The organism is Pantoea sp. YU22, from assembly GCF_003970755.1.
Lineage (GTDB): Bacteria > Pseudomonadota > Gammaproteobacteria > Enterobacterales > Enterobacteriaceae > Pantoea > Pantoea piersonii.
This window is the reverse complement of sequence record NZ_RYDU01000002.1, coordinates 311569-326172: the sequence shown is the minus strand read 5'-3', so window position 1 is coordinate 326172 and position 14604 is coordinate 311569. Positions and strand designations below refer to the sequence as shown.

20 protein-coding genes are annotated in these 14604 nt (G+C 57.6%); 10 read left to right on the top strand and 10 right to left on the bottom strand.

The genetic code is table 11. The features are described 5' to 3' along the window. Positions 1-4: 4 nt before the first annotated feature. Genes lptA through EKL29_RS05960 form a run of 5 tightly spaced genes read right to left on the bottom strand, consistent with a single transcriptional unit; the run spans position 5 to position 3661 of the window. Positions 5-553 carry a lipopolysaccharide ABC transporter substrate-binding protein LptA gene (lptA, locus tag EKL29_RS05980; RefSeq protein WP_120455351.1) on the bottom strand — a complete coding sequence of 183 codons (549 nt, stop codon included), beginning with the start codon at positions 551-553 and terminating at the stop codon, positions 5-7. Then, on the bottom strand, positions 522-1100 hold the full coding sequence (gene lptC / locus EKL29_RS05975; protein WP_126689117.1) for an LPS export ABC transporter periplasmic protein LptC: 579 nt from the start codon (positions 1098-1100) through the stop codon (positions 522-524). Before lptC ends, lptA begins: the two co-directional genes overlap by 32 nt. Then, the gene (kdsC, locus tag EKL29_RS05970) at positions 1097-1663 is read right to left on the bottom strand and encodes a 3-deoxy-manno-octulosonate-8-phosphatase KdsC (RefSeq protein ID WP_126689116.1); all 567 of its coding nucleotides are present in this window, start codon (positions 1661-1663) and stop codon (positions 1097-1099) included. Before kdsC ends, lptC begins: the two co-directional genes overlap by 4 nt. 13 nt (positions 1664-1676) lie before the next feature. Next, the gene (gene kdsD / locus EKL29_RS05965; protein ID WP_120455356.1) at positions 1677-2663 is read right to left on the bottom strand and encodes an arabinose-5-phosphate isomerase KdsD; all 987 of its coding nucleotides are present in this window, start codon (positions 2661-2663) and stop codon (positions 1677-1679) included. Between the two features lie 17 nt (positions 2664-2680). Beyond that, on the bottom strand, positions 2681-3661 hold the full coding sequence (locus EKL29_RS05960) for a calcium/sodium antiporter (protein ID WP_120455358.1): 981 nt from the start codon (positions 3659-3661) through the stop codon (positions 2681-2683). A gap of 225 nt (positions 3662-3886) precedes the next feature. Between EKL29_RS05960 and mlaF the strand changes: the two genes are divergently transcribed. The 7 genes from mlaF to murA all read left to right on the top strand — a co-directional run bounded on the left by mlaF (position 3887) and on the right by murA (position 8691). Further along, positions 3887-4702: a phospholipid ABC transporter ATP-binding protein MlaF gene (mlaF, locus tag EKL29_RS05955; RefSeq protein ID WP_120455360.1), complete on the top strand. Its 816-nt coding sequence runs from the start codon at positions 3887-3889 to the stop codon at positions 4700-4702. A 4-nt stretch (positions 4703-4706) separates the two neighbouring features. Beyond that, positions 4707-5489: a lipid asymmetry maintenance ABC transporter permease subunit MlaE gene (gene mlaE / locus EKL29_RS05950; protein ID WP_120455362.1), complete on the top strand. Its 783-nt coding sequence runs from the start codon at positions 4707-4709 to the stop codon at positions 5487-5489. A 4-nt stretch (positions 5490-5493) separates the two neighbouring features. Beyond that, positions 5494-6039 (top strand): outer membrane lipid asymmetry maintenance protein MlaD, encoded by a 546-nt coding sequence (gene mlaD, locus EKL29_RS05945; protein ID WP_120455364.1) that lies wholly within the window; start codon positions 5494-5496, stop codon positions 6037-6039. Positions 6040-6052: 13 nt separating this feature from the next. Further along, the gene (mlaC, locus tag EKL29_RS05940) at positions 6053-6685 is read left to right on the top strand and encodes a phospholipid-binding protein MlaC (RefSeq protein ID WP_120455366.1); all 633 of its coding nucleotides are present in this window, start codon (positions 6053-6055) and stop codon (positions 6683-6685) included. 2 nt (positions 6686-6687) lie between these two features. Then, positions 6688-6993: a lipid asymmetry maintenance protein MlaB gene (gene mlaB, locus EKL29_RS05935; protein ID WP_126689115.1), complete on the top strand. Its 306-nt coding sequence runs from the start codon at positions 6688-6690 to the stop codon at positions 6991-6993. Positions 6994-7107: 114 nt separating this feature from the next. Beyond that, positions 7108-7365, top strand: a complete 258-nt coding sequence (ibaG, locus tag EKL29_RS05930) for a BolA family iron metabolism protein IbaG (protein ID WP_120455370.1) — start codon at positions 7108-7110, stop codon at positions 7363-7365. Between the two features lie 66 nt (positions 7366-7431). Then, positions 7432-8691 carry a UDP-N-acetylglucosamine 1-carboxyvinyltransferase gene (gene murA / locus EKL29_RS05925; RefSeq protein WP_126689114.1) on the top strand — a complete coding sequence of 420 codons (1260 nt, stop codon included), beginning with the start codon at positions 7432-7434 and terminating at the stop codon, positions 8689-8691. A 68-nt stretch (positions 8692-8759) separates the two neighbouring features. Here murA and EKL29_RS05920 read toward each other — a convergent pair whose 3' ends face one another. After that, positions 8760-9062, bottom strand: coding sequence for a helix-turn-helix transcriptional regulator (locus EKL29_RS05920; protein ID WP_126689113.1), 303 nt, complete (start codon positions 9060-9062; stop codon positions 8760-8762). 250 nt (positions 9063-9312) lie between these two features. Beyond that, complete coding sequence (gene ispB, locus EKL29_RS05915; protein WP_120455376.1) at positions 9313-10284, bottom strand: octaprenyl diphosphate synthase; 972 nt, start codon at positions 10282-10284, stop codon at positions 9313-9315. Between the two features lie 256 nt (positions 10285-10540). Between ispB and rplU the strand changes: the two genes are divergently transcribed. From rplU to cgtA, 3 genes are all read left to right on the top strand, one after another. Continuing rightward, positions 10541-10852 carry a 50S ribosomal protein L21 gene (rplU, locus tag EKL29_RS05910; protein WP_033749281.1) on the top strand — a complete coding sequence of 104 codons (312 nt, stop codon included), beginning with the start codon at positions 10541-10543 and terminating at the stop codon, positions 10850-10852. A 15-nt stretch (positions 10853-10867) separates the two neighbouring features. Beyond that, positions 10868-11125: a 50S ribosomal protein L27 gene (gene rpmA / locus EKL29_RS05905; protein ID WP_006121751.1), complete on the top strand. Its 258-nt coding sequence runs from the start codon at positions 10868-10870 to the stop codon at positions 11123-11125. A gap of 229 nt (positions 11126-11354) precedes the next feature. Then, entirely contained in the window at positions 11355-12527 is a 1173-nt protein-coding gene (gene cgtA, locus EKL29_RS05900) for an Obg family GTPase CgtA (protein ID WP_126689112.1), read from the top strand. 40 nt (positions 12528-12567) lie between these two features. Here the strand turns inward: cgtA and EKL29_RS05895 are convergent, their stop codons facing one another. The 3 genes from EKL29_RS05895 to EKL29_RS05885 are packed head-to-tail and all read right to left on the bottom strand — an operon-like array spanning position 12568 to position 14597. After that, positions 12568-12984, bottom strand: coding sequence for a hotdog fold thioesterase (locus EKL29_RS05895; protein WP_126689111.1), 417 nt, complete (start codon positions 12982-12984; stop codon positions 12568-12570). Positions 12985-12987: 3 nt separating this feature from the next. Next, positions 12988-13746 (bottom strand): 2,3-dihydro-2,3-dihydroxybenzoate dehydrogenase, encoded by a 759-nt coding sequence (gene dhbA / locus EKL29_RS05890; protein WP_126689110.1) that lies wholly within the window; start codon positions 13744-13746, stop codon positions 12988-12990. Further along, entirely contained in the window at positions 13743-14597 is an 855-nt protein-coding gene (locus tag EKL29_RS05885; RefSeq protein ID WP_126689109.1) for an isochorismatase, read from the bottom strand. Before EKL29_RS05885 ends, dhbA begins: the two co-directional genes overlap by 4 nt. Between the last annotated feature and the right edge of the window lie 7 nt (positions 14598-14604).

Here is a 14604-nt window from a genome sequence, read left to right as displayed (position 1 = left end):
GCGATCAGTTACTCTTTTTCGGGCTGTTAGCGTTCTTGTCCTGCAGCTGCGACGGCACCAGCACGGTGGTGACGCGTTTGCTCTGGCCCTGGCTGTAGGCCTGCATTTTCTGCTCTTTGACCAGATAGGTGATGCGGTCGCCTTTAATATTGCTGTCCTGCTGCTCAATGTAGGCGTTGCCGGTCAGCTCAACGAAATCTTTCGCCAGCTCATAGTGCAGTTTGGCGGCGTGGCCCTGAACCGGCTTGCCGCTGTCCTGCATCTGATAGAAGGTGGCAGGATTGCCGTAGGCATCGACGATGGTTTTGTTGCTGTCGCCGCCGGGACGCGTCACCACCACTTTATCGGCGGTGATTTTGATCGTTCCCTGGGTCACGATGACGTTGCCGGTAAAGGTCGCCACATTGCCTTGCAGGTCAAGCGCCTGGTTCTCGGAATCGATGTTGACGGGTTTGTCCGAGTCGCCGGTCACCGCCAGCGCGGGCAAACTGGCCGCCAGCAGCGCGCCGACCAGGAAAAACTTAAGGCTGTTGTTGTGCATTTTGGATTTCATAATAAGTTTTGACCTTTTCAATCAACTCGGCGTTTTTCGTCCGTAAATTTCCGCGCATCTTCATGCCGGTAGAGTTAAAACCGCGCCCGAATAAGGTCACCTGATCGTCGGACGTCACATCCTGCGAGACGAGGTTGACCTGCGCGTTGTCAGTTTTGATGCGCTGAAGCTGCGAATCCTGCGTCAGGGTATTCACCTCGACATGGCCATACAGATACAGCATACGATCTTTCGTTAATTTGGCTTTATCGGCGCGCACGGACCAGGTCGGCACCTTATTTTCGTCGTAGGTGGTCATGACCGGTTTATCGAACCAGCTCACCTCATCCGCCGAGAAATAGGTCACTTTTTCCGACACCAGTTTGTAGGCCAGCGCCCCTTGCGGGTTGTAGACCACGGTATTCGAATTCGCGCTGGTATAGGTCGGCTCCTGATCGTTGGCGGCGACCGGCGCACTATTGTCATCCTGGCTGGTCAGGTTCCAGCCGATCAGCACCAGCGCAATCAAGGCCAGAATCAGCGTTATCCAACGCCTGCTTTTATTCATACTGATTGCCCTTTGGCATCCTCAAATTTGTTCTGCGCCATTAAAATCAGGTCGCACAGTTCGCGCACTGCGCCGCGTCCGCCTGCGATGCGCGTGACGTAATGGGCGCGCGGCAGCAATACCGGATGCGCATCCGCTACCGCCACGCTCAGCCCTACGCGGGCCATCACCGGCCAGTCGATAAGGTCATCGCCGATATAGGCGACCTGTTCGTCGGAAAGCGACAGTTTATCCAGAAGTTCGCGATAGGCCAAAAGCTTATCCGACTGTCCCTGGTAAAGATGACGAATGCCTAAAGTTTTGCAGCGATCCTCCATCAGGCGCGCATTGCGCCCGGTAATAATCGCCACCTCTATATCAGAGGTTAGCAAACAGCGGATGCCGTAGCCGTCGCGCACGTTAAAGGCTTTTAGCTCTTCGCCATTATTACCCATATAGATCACGCCGTCCGACATAACGCCGTCGACGTCGCAAATCAGCAGACGGATCTGGCTGGCACGCGCCATCACCTCCGCGCTGACCGGGCCGTAGCAGGTTTCCACCAGGGAAGTATTTACCGACATTCTCGTTTCCTGTTCAGACTACGCCGGCGCGCAGCATGTCATGCATATGTACCACACCGAGCAGACGATCGTCATCGGCCACCAGCAGCGCGGTAATGTTTTTGTTTTGCATCAGGTTCAGCGCTTCTACCGCCAGCATATTGGGACGAACCCGAATGCCACCGCGCGTCATCACTTCTGAAATAGTGGCTTTCTGGAAGTCGATGCCCATATCGAAGATGCGGCGCAGGTCGCCGTCGGTAAAGATGCCTTCGATCTTCATCAGATCGTCGACAATTACCGTCAGCCCTAAATTTTTACGCGTGATCTCCAGCAGCGCGTCGCGCAGCGAGGCGTCGCGCGTAACGTGCGGGATCTCGTCGCCGCTGTGCATAATGTCGCTGACGTGCAGCAGCAGCTTGCGTCCCAGCGCGCCGCCCGGATGCGACAGCGCGAAATCTTCTGCGGTAAAGCCGCGCGCTTCCAGCAGCGCGACCGCCAGCGCATCGCCCATCACCAGCGTCGCAGTAGTGCTGCTGGTGGGAGCGAGTCCGAGCGGGCAGGCCTCCTGCGGCACTTTCACGCACAGGTGCACGTCCGCGACGCGGCCCATCGCGCTGTCGGGGCGGCTGGTAAGGCAGATAAGCTTCACATGCTGTCGCTTCAGCACCGGGATCAGCGCCAGAATCTCATTGGACTCGCCGCTGTTGGAGATGGCGAGCACGATATCGCTGCGGCCGACCATGCCGAGATCGCCGTGGCTGGCTTCGCCGGGATGCACGAAAAAAGCGGGCGTGCCGGTACTGGCGAAGGTGGCGGCCATCTTTTTGCCGATATGGCCCGATTTGCCCATGCCCATGACGACGACTTTGCCCTGACAGCGATAGATCATCTCGCAGGCGCGCGTGAAGTCGTCGTTAATATACTGGTCCAGCTGCTCCAGACCTTCACGCTCTATGCGCAGTACCGCTTTTCCCGCCGTCTGAAAGTCGAAATTCGCAATTGAAAGCTGAGTTGACATGGCAAATCGGTCCTTTGTTATCCGTCGATGAAAGCGGGCTGAATCCACAAAAGCGCGCCCCAGACGATGAAACCACAGAGTAAGAATGCACCCGCAACGCGGCCGATACGGCGGCTGCGCTGCAGGCAGAGCAGGGCGAACAGCACGCTGACTCCCAGCATCACCCAGTAATCGCGCGCAAAAGCGTGTTCATCGACGCTGCCGGGATTTATCAGCGCCGGTAAGCCCAGCACGATGGCGATATTATAAATATTGGCGCCGATTAAATTACCGATAGCGATATCATCTTCGCCTTTCAGCGCGCCTGCCAGCACGGTCGCCAGCTCCGGCAGACTGGTGCCTACCGCGATCAGCGTCCCGCCCATCACCAGTTCGCTGACGCCGAAATAATCGGCAAAGGCGGTAGCGTTATCGATGACCATGCGCGTCGCCATCGGCAAAATAATCAGCGCGACCGCCAGCCAGAGAAAGGCTACTGTATTGCCGCTCTCTTCACGCGGCAGCTCCGCAAGCTGTTCGCGCGTCAGGGTGTCGCTATTGTCGCGTTCGGCGCGGCGGGCAAAGCGGATCGCCACCAGCAAATAGACGATGGCGATAGCGATCAGGCCAAGACCGTCAAGACGGCTCAGGTAGTTGTCGAACAGCATCAGGCCGCTGAGTAGCGAAACCAGCAGCATCAGCGGCAGCTCGCGTCGTACCAGGTTGGAGTATATGTTCAGAGGGTGCAGCAGCGCCGCGCCGCCGAGTATCAGTAAAATATTGGTAATGTTGGAGCCCAGCGCCGTGCCTACGGCGAGATCCATCTGGCCATGCTGCGCTGCTGAAAAAGAGAGGATCATCTCCGGCAGCGATGTGCCGATGCTGACGACCGTCATGCCGATAATCAGAGGCGGGATACCAAAGGATCGACACAGGATCGCGGCGCTAAACACCAGGCGATCGGCACCATAAGCCAGTAAAATCAAACCGATGATCAGCAGGGCAGAGGCTACGAACATGGAAAATCCTTGGATGAAATGCGTTGCCGGCACGTCTTGTGCGGCAGGTTTCAGGTTCTGTCATCATAAACAGGCGCTGATTTTGACCGTCTGAGCGGCAAAAGTAAATTTTATGCCCGCTTTAGCCAAATGAAGGCGGTAAGTTTCTGTAAAGCTATCGTGCACTGGCGTGTTACAGGCTACCATCGTACGCTTTATAACGCCCGCTCCACAGAAGAGGTAATAATGGACCAACAGGAAACGAACCTGGTTGAGGTTCGTGGCGTCAGTTTTTCACGCGGCGATCGTCCGATTTTCGACGATATTTCGTTGACGGTGCCAAAGGGAAAAGTCACGGCCATTATGGGACCGTCGGGCATAGGTAAAACTACGCTGCTGCGTCTGATTGGCGGCCAGCTGCAGCCCGATCGGGGCGAGATCTGGTTTCGCGGCGAAAACATTCCTCGGCTGTCCCGCGCGAAACTCTATGAAACCCGTAAAAAGATGAGCATGCTGTTCCAGTCCGGCGCGCTGTTCACCGATCTGACCGTCTATGAAAACGTGGCCTGGCCGCTGCGTGAGCATACTCAGCTTCCTGCGCCGCTGCTGCACAGCACGGTGATGATGAAGCTGGAAGCGGTGGGATTACGCGGCGCGGCGCAGCTAAAGCCGGCGGAGCTCTCCGGCGGTATGGCGCGGCGTGCGGCGCTGGCCCGCGCTATCGCGCTTGAGCCAGAGCTGATTATGTTTGACGAACCGTTCGTCGGCCAGGATCCCATTACCATGGGCGTGCTGGTAAAGCTGATCGACGAACTGAACCACTCGCTGGGTCTGACCTGCATTGTGGTATCGCACGATGTGCCTGAGGTACTCAGCATCGCCGACAGGGCCTATATCGTAGCCGGGCAGAAAATCATCGCTCAGGGCAGCACGCCGGAGCTGCGGGAAAACCCCGATCCGCGCGTGCGTCAGTTTCTGGATGGGATTGCGGACGGACCTGTCCCGTTCCGGTTTGCCGCCGGAGACTATCTTGCCGATTTAACCGGCTCAGGGAGAATGTAAGCCAATGTTGTTAAAGGCGCTGGCGTCATTGGGACGTCGGGGAATCAATACCTGTTCCACCTTTGGCCGGGCAGGCTTAATGCTGTTTCACGCACTGGTGGGCAAACCTGCCTTTCGTAAACACGCGCCGCTGCTTATCAGGCAGCTTTACAGCGTCGGCGTTTTGTCGCTGCTGATCATCGTGGTTTCCGGGCTGTTTATCGGCATGGTGCTGGGGCTGCAAGGCTATCTGGTGCTGACGACCTACAGTGCGGAAACCAGTCTCGGCATGCTGGTGGCGCTGTCGCTGCTGCGCGAGCTGGGACCGGTGGTCACGGCGCTGCTGTTTGCTGGCCGCGCCGGATCGGCGCTGACGGCGGAGATTGGCCTGATGAAGGCGACCGAGCAGCTCTCCAGCATGGAAATGATGGCGGTAGATCCGCTGCGTCGCGTTGTTTCGCCGCGCTTCTGGGCGGGTTTTATCAGCATGCCGCTGCTGGCGCTGATCTTCACCGCCGTCGGTATCGCAGGCGGCGCGCTGGTAGGCGTGAGCTGGAAGGGCATCGATCCTGGCTTTTTCTGGTCGGCGATGCAAAACGCGGTCGATTTCCGCACGGACGTAATCAACTGCATTATCAAAAGCGCCGTTTTTGCCGTGACGGTCACCTGGATCGCGCTGTTTAACGGTTACGACGCGATTCCGACCTCTGAAGGGATCAGCCGCGCGACGACGCGCACCGTGGTGCACGCCTCACTGGCGGTGCTCGGTCTGGATTTTGTGCTGACAGCACTGATGTTTGGGAACTAAAGCAATGCAAAGCAAAAAAAGCGAAATTTGGGTTGGCGTGTTTATGCTTCTGGCGCTGGTGGCGATGCTGTTTCTCTGCCTGCGCGTAGCGGATCTTAAGTCGCTCGGCACGCAGCCGACCTGGCAGCTCTATGCTACCTTCGATAACATCGGCGGGCTGAAAGTGAGCTCGCCGGTCAAAATTGGCGGCGTGGTCATTGGCCGCGTTACCGACATCTCTCTTGAACCTAAAACCCTGCTGCCGCGCGTTACTATGGCGATCAGCGATGAGTACGCCAATAAGATTTCCGACACCAGCTCGCTGGCGATCCGCACGCAAGGCTTACTCGGCGAGCAGTTTTTAGCGTTGAATTTAGGTTTCGACGATCCCGAGCTGGGTTCGGCGATGCTGAAAGACGGCGATACGCTCCGCGATACCAAGTCGGCTATCGTGCTTGAAGACCTGATTGGTCAGTTCCTGTATAAGAGCGGCGGCGACAATAAAAATGGCACGAATAACAAGGATCCGCAGAGCGCCGACAGCGCGCCTGCGGCCCCGGCCCAACCCTGAGAGGTAAAAATTGATGTTTAAGCGTTTACTAATGGTTGCCATGCTGGTCATCGCGCCGCTGGCTGCGGCGAATGCAGCCGATCAAACCAACCCCTATAAGCTGATGAACGAGGCGGCGGCGAAAACCTTCACCCGCCTGAAAAACGAGCAGCCGAAAATCAAGCAGAACCCCAACTACCTGCGCGACGTGGTGCGCCAGGAGCTGCTGCCTTACGTGCAGATCAAATATGCCGGCGCGTTAGTGCTGGGCCGCTACTACCGGGAAGCGACGCCGGCGCAGCGTGAAGCCTATTTCAGCGCGTTCGGCGATTATCTGGCGCAGGCTTACGGCCAGGCGCTGGCGCTCTATCACGGCCAGACTTATCAGATCCAGCCGGAGCAGCCGCTGGGCAACGCCAATATCATCGCGATTCGCGTGACCATTATCGATCCCAACGGTCGCCCGCCGGTACGTCTGGATTTCCAGTGGCGTAAGAACAGCCAGACCGGAAACTGGCAGGCTTACGATATGGTGGCGGAAGGGGTCAGCATGATCACCACCAAACAGAACGAATGGAGCGACCTGCTGCGCACCAAAGGCATCGACGGCCTGACCGCACAGCTTAAAACCTACGCGGCGCAGCCGATTACGCTGGATAAACAGTAACGATGCATGAGTCATTACGCTGGCAGCGTGACGCCAGCACGCTGTCGCTGTACGGCGAACTGAACCGCGATACGCTGCTGGCGCTGTGGCAGCAGCGCGACACGCTGATCGACAAAGCGGAGATTATTGATGTCTCTGGACTGGCGCGCGTCGATTCAGCCGGTCTGGCTTTGCTGGTGCATCTGCGGGAAATCGCGCGCGCGCAGGGCGTCACGCCGCGTTTTAGCGGCATCAGCGATAAATTGCAGTCGCTGATTACTCTCTACAATCTTCAGCAGATTATTGTTTCTGCGGAAAAAAGCAGCTGATCGCTTTCTGCTCTGTTAAGCCCCTGTTTTTCGCAGGGGCTTTTCCATGTTTAAGAGTCCGCCGCTTTCCTCTAAGATGTTACCCTTTATCATTTTCAACTTAAGTAATGAGCAATGGAAAACAGTGAAATTCAGGCCGTGCTGATGAAAGCGCTGCCGCTGGAAGAAGTGCATGTGATGAGCAACGACGGCAGCCACTTTCAGGTGATTGCCGTAGGTGAAATGTTTGGCGAGCTGAGCCGTGTGAAGAAACAGCAGGCCGTTTACGCGCCGCTGATGGAATACATTGCCGACAACCGCATTCATGCCGTCTCCATTAAAACCTATACCCCTGCTGAATGGGCGCGTGACCGTAAACTCAACGGTTTCTGAGCCTTCACCATGGGCGCTCGCCGCTGGCGAGCTCTACCCGTCTTTAGTTAATTGAGAGCCGTGTTAATGGACAAATTTCGTGTGCAAGGCCCCACCCGTCTGAGTGGTGAAGTGACCATTTCCGGGGCGAAAAATGCCGCGCTGCCGATTCTGTTTGCTGCGTTGCTGGCTGAAGAGCCGGTCGAGATCCAGAACGTGCCGAAGCTGCGCGATATCGATACCACTATGAAGCTGCTGAGCCAGCTGGGTGCGAAGGTTGAGCGCAACGGTTCCGTCCACGTTGATGCCAGCCAGGTCGATATCTACTGCGCGCCGTATGAGCTGGTGAAAACCATGCGCGCATCTATCTGGGCGCTGGGCCCGCTGGTGGCGCGCTTTGGCCAGGGACAGGTTTCTCTGCCGGGCGGCTGCGCGATTGGCGCGCGTCCGGTCGATCTGCATATTACGGGTCTGGAGCAGCTGGGCGCGGAGATCAAGCTGGAAGAGGGCTACGTTAAAGCCTCTGTCAACGGCCGTCTGAAAGGCGCGCATATCGTGATGGATAAAGTGAGCGTCGGCGCGACGGTCACTATCATGAGCGCGGCGACGCTGGCAACCGGCGTCACCATCATTGAGAACGCGGCGCGTGAGCCGGAAATTGTCGATACCGCCAACTTCCTGATTACGCTGGGCGCGAAGATCAGCGGTGCAGGCACCGATAAGATCACCATTGAAGGCGTAGAGCGTCTGGGCGGCGGCGTCTATCGCGTGCTGCCGGATCGTATCGAAACCGGCACCTTCCTGGTGGCGGCGGCGATCTCGGGCGGTAAAGTGCTGTGCCGCAACACCCAGCCGGACACGCTGGACGCCGTACTGGCGAAGCTGCGCGATGCGGGCGCCGACATTGAAACCGGCGACGACTGGATCAGCCTGGATATGCACGGCAAACGCCCTAAAGCGGTAAACGTGCGTACCGCACCGCACCCTGGCTTCCCGACGGATATGCAGGCGCAGTTCACCCTGCTTAACCTGGTCGCGGAAGGGACGGGCGTGATCACTGAAACGATTTTCGAAAACCGCTTTATGCATATCCCTGAGCTGATCCGCATGGGCGCGCACGCAGAGATCGAGAGCAACACCGCTATCTGTCACGGCGTGGAAAAACTCTCCGGCGCGCAGGTGATGGCGACCGACCTGCGCGCATCGGCGAGCCTGGTGCTGGCGGGCTGCATTGCTGAAGGCACGACGCTGGTGGATCGCATCTACCATATCGATCGCGGCTATGAGCACATCGAAGACAAGCTGAAGGCGATGGGCGCACAGATTGAGCGCGTAAGCGGCGAGTAAGCGCGTCTTTTATCGTTACTGAAACCAGCCACGTTCGCGCGGCTGGTTTTTTTGTGGCTGAACGATCTTCAGGTGCTGGTGGGATCCTGCTTGCACTTCTCACTCCCTGCGGGGGATCGAATACGCTTTTTACGATCCAGCAGCAGGTGCGTTTTCGGATCGTAGTAGCGGCTTGGCCAGATCTCTGCGGGATGGACGTTAATCGCGTCGGCAATCAGCCATTCACCTTTTGGCCAGGGACGCGACAGGGCATTCGCCAGCGTGGATGAACTCAACCCTGCCTGGCGTGATAATGCCGCCAGCGTCGTACCGCGTCTGCGCAGCGCGGCTATCACATCGGCGGGATGCCAGTCTTTATTCCTTTTTTGCATATCGCATTCTCCTTGTTCCTTGCATGTCTGTTCCCTGTAGAGCCAGGGGGCGTTATCGGTTTCTCTTATCTGGAAATTTATAGAAATTTTATAACAGAAACGTTCCATTTCTTTCCAGTAATTTTTGGATCAGTCCCGAGAAGTGCGCACCACTACGCAAAAGTACGGCAACAGGCAGAATGTATTGCTGAAAAAGTCGAGGCAGAGAGGAAAGAAGAGAGCGGAGCTGCGCAGGCAGCTCCGGGAGATATCAGAAATCGCGCTGTACAGACATATGCGCCAGCGCTTCAAGCGCGCTGCGCCAGGGGGATTCCGGCAGCGCGCTGAGCGCCTCAATCGCTTTGTCCGCTTCCTGTTCGGCGCGCTTGCGCGTCCACTCCAGCGAGCCGCACTGCTGCATCGCGGCCAGCACCGGTTCGAGAAGATGACGGCCATTGCCCTGTTCGATCGCTTCGCGGATCATTTTCGTCTGTTCCGGCGTGCCGTTATGCATCGCATGCAGCAGCGGCAGCGTCGGCTTGCCCTCGCTCAGATCGTCGCCGGTATTTTTGCCCAGCGTGGCGCCGTCGGCGCTGTAGTCGAGCAGATCGTCGATTAACTGGAAAGCCGTGCCGAGAAAGCGACCGTAATCCTGCATCGCTTTTTCCTGCGCCGGAGTCGCTTCGGCGAGAATGGCGGATGCCTGCGACGCCGCCTCGAACAAACGCGCGGTTTTGCTGTAAATCACGCGCATATAGCTCTCTTCGGTGATGTCAGGGTCATTGACGTTCATCAGCTGCAGCACTTCGCCTTCGGCAATCACGTTCACCGCTTCGGACATCAGCGCCAGGATACGCAGCGAACCCATGCTGGTCATCATCTGGAAAGCGCGGGTGTAGATAAAATCGCCGACCAGCACGCTGGCCGCATTGCCGAACGCTGCGTTCGCGGTGGCTTTGCCGCGACGCATATCGGATTCATCCACCACGTCGTCATGCAGCAGCGTCGCGGTGTGGATAAATTCGATCAGCGCCGCGTTAGTGACGTGCAGTTCGCCCTGATAGCCCAGCGCGCGTGCTGAGAGCACGGCGATCATCGGACGGATGCGCTTACCGCCGCCGCTGATGATGTAATAGCCCAGCTGATTAATCAGCGAGACCTCGGAATTCAGCTGGTCGAGGATGGTCTGGTTGACGGCCGCCATATCCTGCGCGGTTAATTCATTAATTTGTTCTAAGTTCATTCGTCTGTTCAGCTTTGACTCGTTTCAACGGCTCATGGTACGTGCTTTAACCAGCCTGAGTTCAGGTAATCTGTTACTGATTGTACTTGAATTTTCCGGATGAGAAACGTTTGCGATCGGCCTGTGTTTTTTTTCTGCAAGAGAGTGCAAAGTGCACTTGTCTTCTGCTGGAGTTTTGCGTAGAATTCGCGCCCTATTGTGAATATTTATCGCGCCGCCTGATGAACGAAAGGCATGCGCAGAAGCGGAGTTTTATATGTACGCGGTTTTCCAAAGTGGTGGTAAACAACACCGAGTAAGCGAAGGTCAGACCGTTCGCCTGGAAAAGCTGGACATCGCAACCGGTGAAACCATTGAGTTTGACCAGGTGCTGATGATCGCAAATGGCGAAGACGTGAAAATCGGCGCGCCACTGGTTTCAGGCGGCGTGATCAAGGCTGAAATCGTTGCTCACGGTCGTGGCGAGAAAGTTAAAATCGTTAAGTTTCGTCGTCGTAAGCACTACCGTAAGCAGGCTGGCCACCGTCAGTGGTTCACTGATGTGAAAATTACTGGCATCAGCGCTTAAGAGGAGATCTGACAAATGGCACATAAAAAGGCTGGTGGCTCGACTCGTAACGGTCGTGACTCCAATGCAAAACGTCTGGGTGTAAAACGTTTCGGTGGCGAATCTGTTCTGGCAGGTAGCATCATCGTTCGTCAGCGTGGCACTAAATTCCACGCCGGTAACAACGTAGGTTGTGGTCGTGACCACACTCTGTTCGCTACCGCAGACGGCAAAGTAAAATTCGAAGTGAAAGGTCCGAACAACCGTAAATACATCAGCATCGTTGCTGAGTAAGGTTGTCGTGACGCAGACAGCGACTGTCTGAACGCACGAATAAAAGCCCCGCAGCCATTGCGGGGCTTTTTACATTCTGCGACCTGTCGTTCTGTATTGCTGTACACTTTATGTACGCCTGATGCAAATCAGTCCTGATTTATCCGCCGCCGGTCAGCGCAGACAGACCCTGGCGGACCCGTCCGCTGCTCTCTCAGGAGCGTGGACGACTGTGTGACGGAGAAATAAAATGAAGTTTGTTGATGAAGCGACAATCCTGGTGGTTGCCGGCGATGGCGGCAATGGCTGCGTCAGCTTCCGCCGTGAGAAATATATTCCTAAAGGCGGTCCGGACGGCGGCGACGGCGGCGACGGCGGCGACGTTTATCTGGTTGCCGACGAAAACCTGAATACCCTGATTGACTACCGCTTTGAAAAATCTTTCCGCGCCGAACGCGGTCAGAACGGCCAGAGCCGGGACTGTACCGGCAAGCGCGGTCAGGACATCATCGTTAAGGTGCCGGTCGGCACGCGCGTGATCGATCAGGGTACCGGCGAAACGCTGGGAGACATGACGCGCCATGAGCAAAAGCTGATGGTCGCCAAAGGCGGCTGGCACGGGCTGGGCAACACCCGCTTTAAATCTTCAGTAAACCGTACGCCGCGTCAGAAAACCATGGGTACACCGGGCGAGAAGCGCGATTTACAGCTGGAGCTGATGCTGCTGGCTGACGTCGGCATGCTGGGCCTGCCGAACGCCGGCAAATCGACCTTTATCCGCGCCGTATCGGCAGCTAAACCAAAAGTGGCAGACTATCCGTTTACCACGCTGGTGCCGAGCCTGGGCGTGGTGCGCATGGATAGCGAGCAGAGCTTTGTGGTTGCCGATATCCCGGGCCTGATTGAAGGCGCCGCCGAAGGCGCAGGCCTCGGCATCCGCTTCCTGAAGCACCTGGAGCGCTGCCGCGTGCTGCTGCACCTGATCGATATCGCGCCGATTGATGAGTCCGATCCGGTGGAAAACGCGCGTATTATTCTCGGCGAGCTGGAGAAGTACAGCGACAAGCTTTTCAACAAGCCGCGCTGGCTGGTGTTCAACAAAGTTGACCTGATCAGCGAAGAGGAAGCGCAGGCGCGCGCCAAAACGATTGCTGATGCGCTGGGCTGGGAAGGGAAGTATTACCTGATCTCTGCGGCAAGCCGCCAGGGCGTTCAGGATCTCTGCTGGGACGTGATGAGTTTCATCAACGCCAACCCGAAAGAAGCGGAAGAAGAAGAGAAGAAACCCGAGAAAGTCGAATTCATGTGGGATGATTACCACCGTGAAGCGATGGAAAGCGTGGTTGAAGAAGAAGATGAAGAGTGGGATGACGACTGGGACGAAGATGACGACGAAGGCGTCGAAATCATCTACCAGCGTTAATGCCGGAAAAAAAGGGACAGCGAAAGCTGTCCCTTTTTGTTTATCCCAGCACCGCCACCGTCAGACGCGACGAGCAGCAGAGCTGGCCGCGCGCGTTGCGGATCTCTATCTGCCACACCTGATTGCGTGAGCCGATATGCAGCGGACGGCAGACGCCGCGCACGTCGCCGCTGGAGACCGAGCGGTGGTGGCTGGCGTTCACCTCAATGCCGACCACGCTCTTTCCCTCTTCGGTGCAGAGGTAGCCGGCGATCGATCCCATCGACTCCGCCAGCACCACCGACGCGCCGCCGTGCAGCAGGCCGAAAGGCTGATGAGTGCGCGCGTCAACCGGCATCACCGCTTCCAGATAATCGTCGCCAATCGCGGTAAAGCGGATGCCGATATGTGCCACCAGTGAGTTCTCGCCGATAGCGTTCAGCGCGTCGAGATCGGTTTCGCGTTTCCAGATCGCCATCGGTCAGGCTCCCAGCGTCGCGCCGCCGTCGACCACGATATCTTGCAGCACGACATGGCTGGCGAGGTCCGAGGCGAGGAACAGCACGTTATGGGCGATCTCCTGCGGTCTGGCGATCTTACGCAGCGGGATCCCGAGCTTATATTGATCCGGGAAGCCGTCGATCATCTCCTGTTCGGCGGTCGGCGTATGCCACAGGCTGCGCTGCATCTCGGTATCGGTCGAACCGGGCGAGACGATATTGCACCGGACACCATAAGGCGCCATCTCCAGGCCCACCGTCAGGGCGAGACTGCGCAGCGCGGCTTTCGACGCGCCGTAAGCTGACATACCGATACGCGGCGCGTGCGCCGAGTTAGAGGCGATAGTGACGATCGCACCCGCCCGCTGCTGGCGAAAGCGCGGCAGCGTCTGCTGAAACATATTAAAGGCGCCGCCGACATTGACCGCCAGACAGGCCTGGAAATCTTCAAATGAAATTTCGTCGGTCGCGCCGATGCGCAGGATGCCTGCGCCGTTCACCAGCACGTCGAGCCGCGGCTGCTGCGCCAGCAGAGGCTGGCACGTCGCTTTCACCTGCTCCGGGTCCGCAACGTCCAGCCTGTGGCAGGCGAAAGGGTATTCATGGTCATGAAAGCGCAGGTCGAAGCCCTGAACCTGCGCGCCCGCCGCATGGAAAGCGAGCGCGGTGTGATAGCCGATGCCCTGGCCTGCGCCGGTTACCCAGACGATTTTCCCGCTGAAGTCGAAGTGCTGGCTCATTGCGCAGGCTCCCGCGACAGCAGCGTCCACCAGCCGTCGATGGTGGGGTTCTTCGCCAGGCTGACGAAGTCGATATCGCCGTGCACCTGACGCCAGCGCGCCGCCAGCGCCATCATGCGTACGGAATCCAGACCGTAGTCGATCAGGTTCTCGCTATCTTCCGGCACGTCATCATCCTCCAGCAGCGGCAGGATCAACGCGCGCAGATCGTCTTTGCTGAGCGGCAGCGATATCAGATCGGCGGTCATCACCACTTTGCCGCTGCGTCCGGCGGTATAGGTCAGCGCCATCATATGCTCTTCGCGGCTAAAGTCAGCCAGCGCATCCGCCACCATAAAGGGCTGAATATTACGCATAAAGGCGTCGGTGGCAGTAGTGAGACAGCCGATGTGCGCATAAACGCCGGTGATGATCAGCTGGTCGCGACCCATCTCCTGCAGGATCGACTCCAGCGGCGAGCGTACAAAGGCGCTGTAACGCCACTTGGTCAGCACCTGATCGTCCGCATCGGGCGCCAGCGCATCCACGATCTTCTGCTGATCCGGATGTTTGTTCAGGCCCGGCCCCCACATATCGTTGAGCAGCGCGCGATCTTCATCGCTCTGCTGGTTGGGCTGCGCGGTATAGAACACCGGAATGCCCTGCGCCTTGCACCAGGCGCGCAGGCGGGCGATGTTCTCCACCACCTGATTAACCAGCGGGCTGTTTTCGCCCCAGAAGTTAAGGAAATAGGCCTGCATATCATGAATAAGCAGCGCGGCGCGCTGCGGCTCCAGCGTCCATGTCACCTTGTTGGCGGGCAGTTCAGCGGCAGTGGGCAGCGGATATGAGGTCAGTTTTGGAATAGCCATAAAATCT

What these genes read in the sequence shown, in the direction of transcription:
- mlaF (WP_120455360.1), top strand. Translation starts at nt 3,887, where the DNA reads ATGGACCAACAGGAAACGAACCTGGTTGAGGTTCGTGGCGTCAGTTTT.
- kdsD (WP_120455356.1), bottom strand. Translation starts at nt 2,663, where the DNA reads ATGTCAACTCAGCTTTCAATTGCGAATTTCGACTTTCAGACGGCGGGA.
- dhbA (WP_126689110.1), bottom strand. Translation starts at nt 13,746, where the DNA reads ATGAGCCAGCACTTCGACTTCAGCGGGAAAATCGTCTGGGTAACCGGC.
- EKL29_RS05960 (WP_120455358.1), bottom strand. Translation starts at nt 3,661, where the DNA reads ATGTTCGTAGCCTCTGCCCTGCTGATCATCGGTTTGATTTTACTGGCT.
- rplU (WP_033749281.1), top strand. Translation starts at nt 10,541, where the DNA reads ATGTACGCGGTTTTCCAAAGTGGTGGTAAACAACACCGAGTAAGCGAA.
- lptC (WP_126689117.1), bottom strand. Translation starts at nt 1,100, where the DNA reads ATGAATAAAAGCAGGCGTTGGATAACGCTGATTCTGGCCTTGATTGCG.
- EKL29_RS05895 (WP_126689111.1), bottom strand. Translation starts at nt 12,984, where the DNA reads ATGGCGATCTGGAAACGCGAAACCGATCTCGACGCGCTGAACGCTATC.
- mlaC (WP_120455366.1), top strand. Translation starts at nt 6,053, where the DNA reads ATGTTTAAGCGTTTACTAATGGTTGCCATGCTGGTCATCGCGCCGCTG.
- mlaE (WP_120455362.1), top strand. Translation starts at nt 4,707, where the DNA reads ATGTTGTTAAAGGCGCTGGCGTCATTGGGACGTCGGGGAATCAATACC.
- murA (WP_126689114.1), top strand. Translation starts at nt 7,432, where the DNA reads ATGGACAAATTTCGTGTGCAAGGCCCCACCCGTCTGAGTGGTGAAGTG.
- ibaG (WP_120455370.1), top strand. Translation starts at nt 7,108, where the DNA reads ATGGAAAACAGTGAAATTCAGGCCGTGCTGATGAAAGCGCTGCCGCTG.
- ispB (WP_120455376.1), bottom strand. Translation starts at nt 10,284, where the DNA reads ATGAACTTAGAACAAATTAATGAATTAACCGCGCAGGATATGGCGGCC.
- mlaB (WP_126689115.1), top strand. Translation starts at nt 6,688, where the DNA reads ATGCATGAGTCATTACGCTGGCAGCGTGACGCCAGCACGCTGTCGCTG.
- EKL29_RS05885 (WP_126689109.1), bottom strand. Translation starts at nt 14,597, where the DNA reads ATGGCTATTCCAAAACTGACCTCATATCCGCTGCCCACTGCCGCTGAA.
- EKL29_RS05920 (WP_126689113.1), bottom strand. Translation starts at nt 9,062, where the DNA reads ATGCAAAAAAGGAATAAAGACTGGCATCCCGCCGATGTGATAGCCGCG.
- rpmA (WP_006121751.1), top strand. Translation starts at nt 10,868, where the DNA reads ATGGCACATAAAAAGGCTGGTGGCTCGACTCGTAACGGTCGTGACTCC.
- mlaD (WP_120455364.1), top strand. Translation starts at nt 5,494, where the DNA reads ATGCAAAGCAAAAAAAGCGAAATTTGGGTTGGCGTGTTTATGCTTCTG.
- kdsC (WP_126689116.1), bottom strand. Translation starts at nt 1,663, where the DNA reads ATGTCGGTAAATACTTCCCTGGTGGAAACCTGCTACGGCCCGGTCAGC.
- cgtA (WP_126689112.1), top strand. Translation starts at nt 11,355, where the DNA reads ATGAAGTTTGTTGATGAAGCGACAATCCTGGTGGTTGCCGGCGATGGC.
- lptA (WP_120455351.1), bottom strand. Translation starts at nt 553, where the DNA reads ATGAAATCCAAAATGCACAACAACAGCCTTAAGTTTTTCCTGGTCGGC.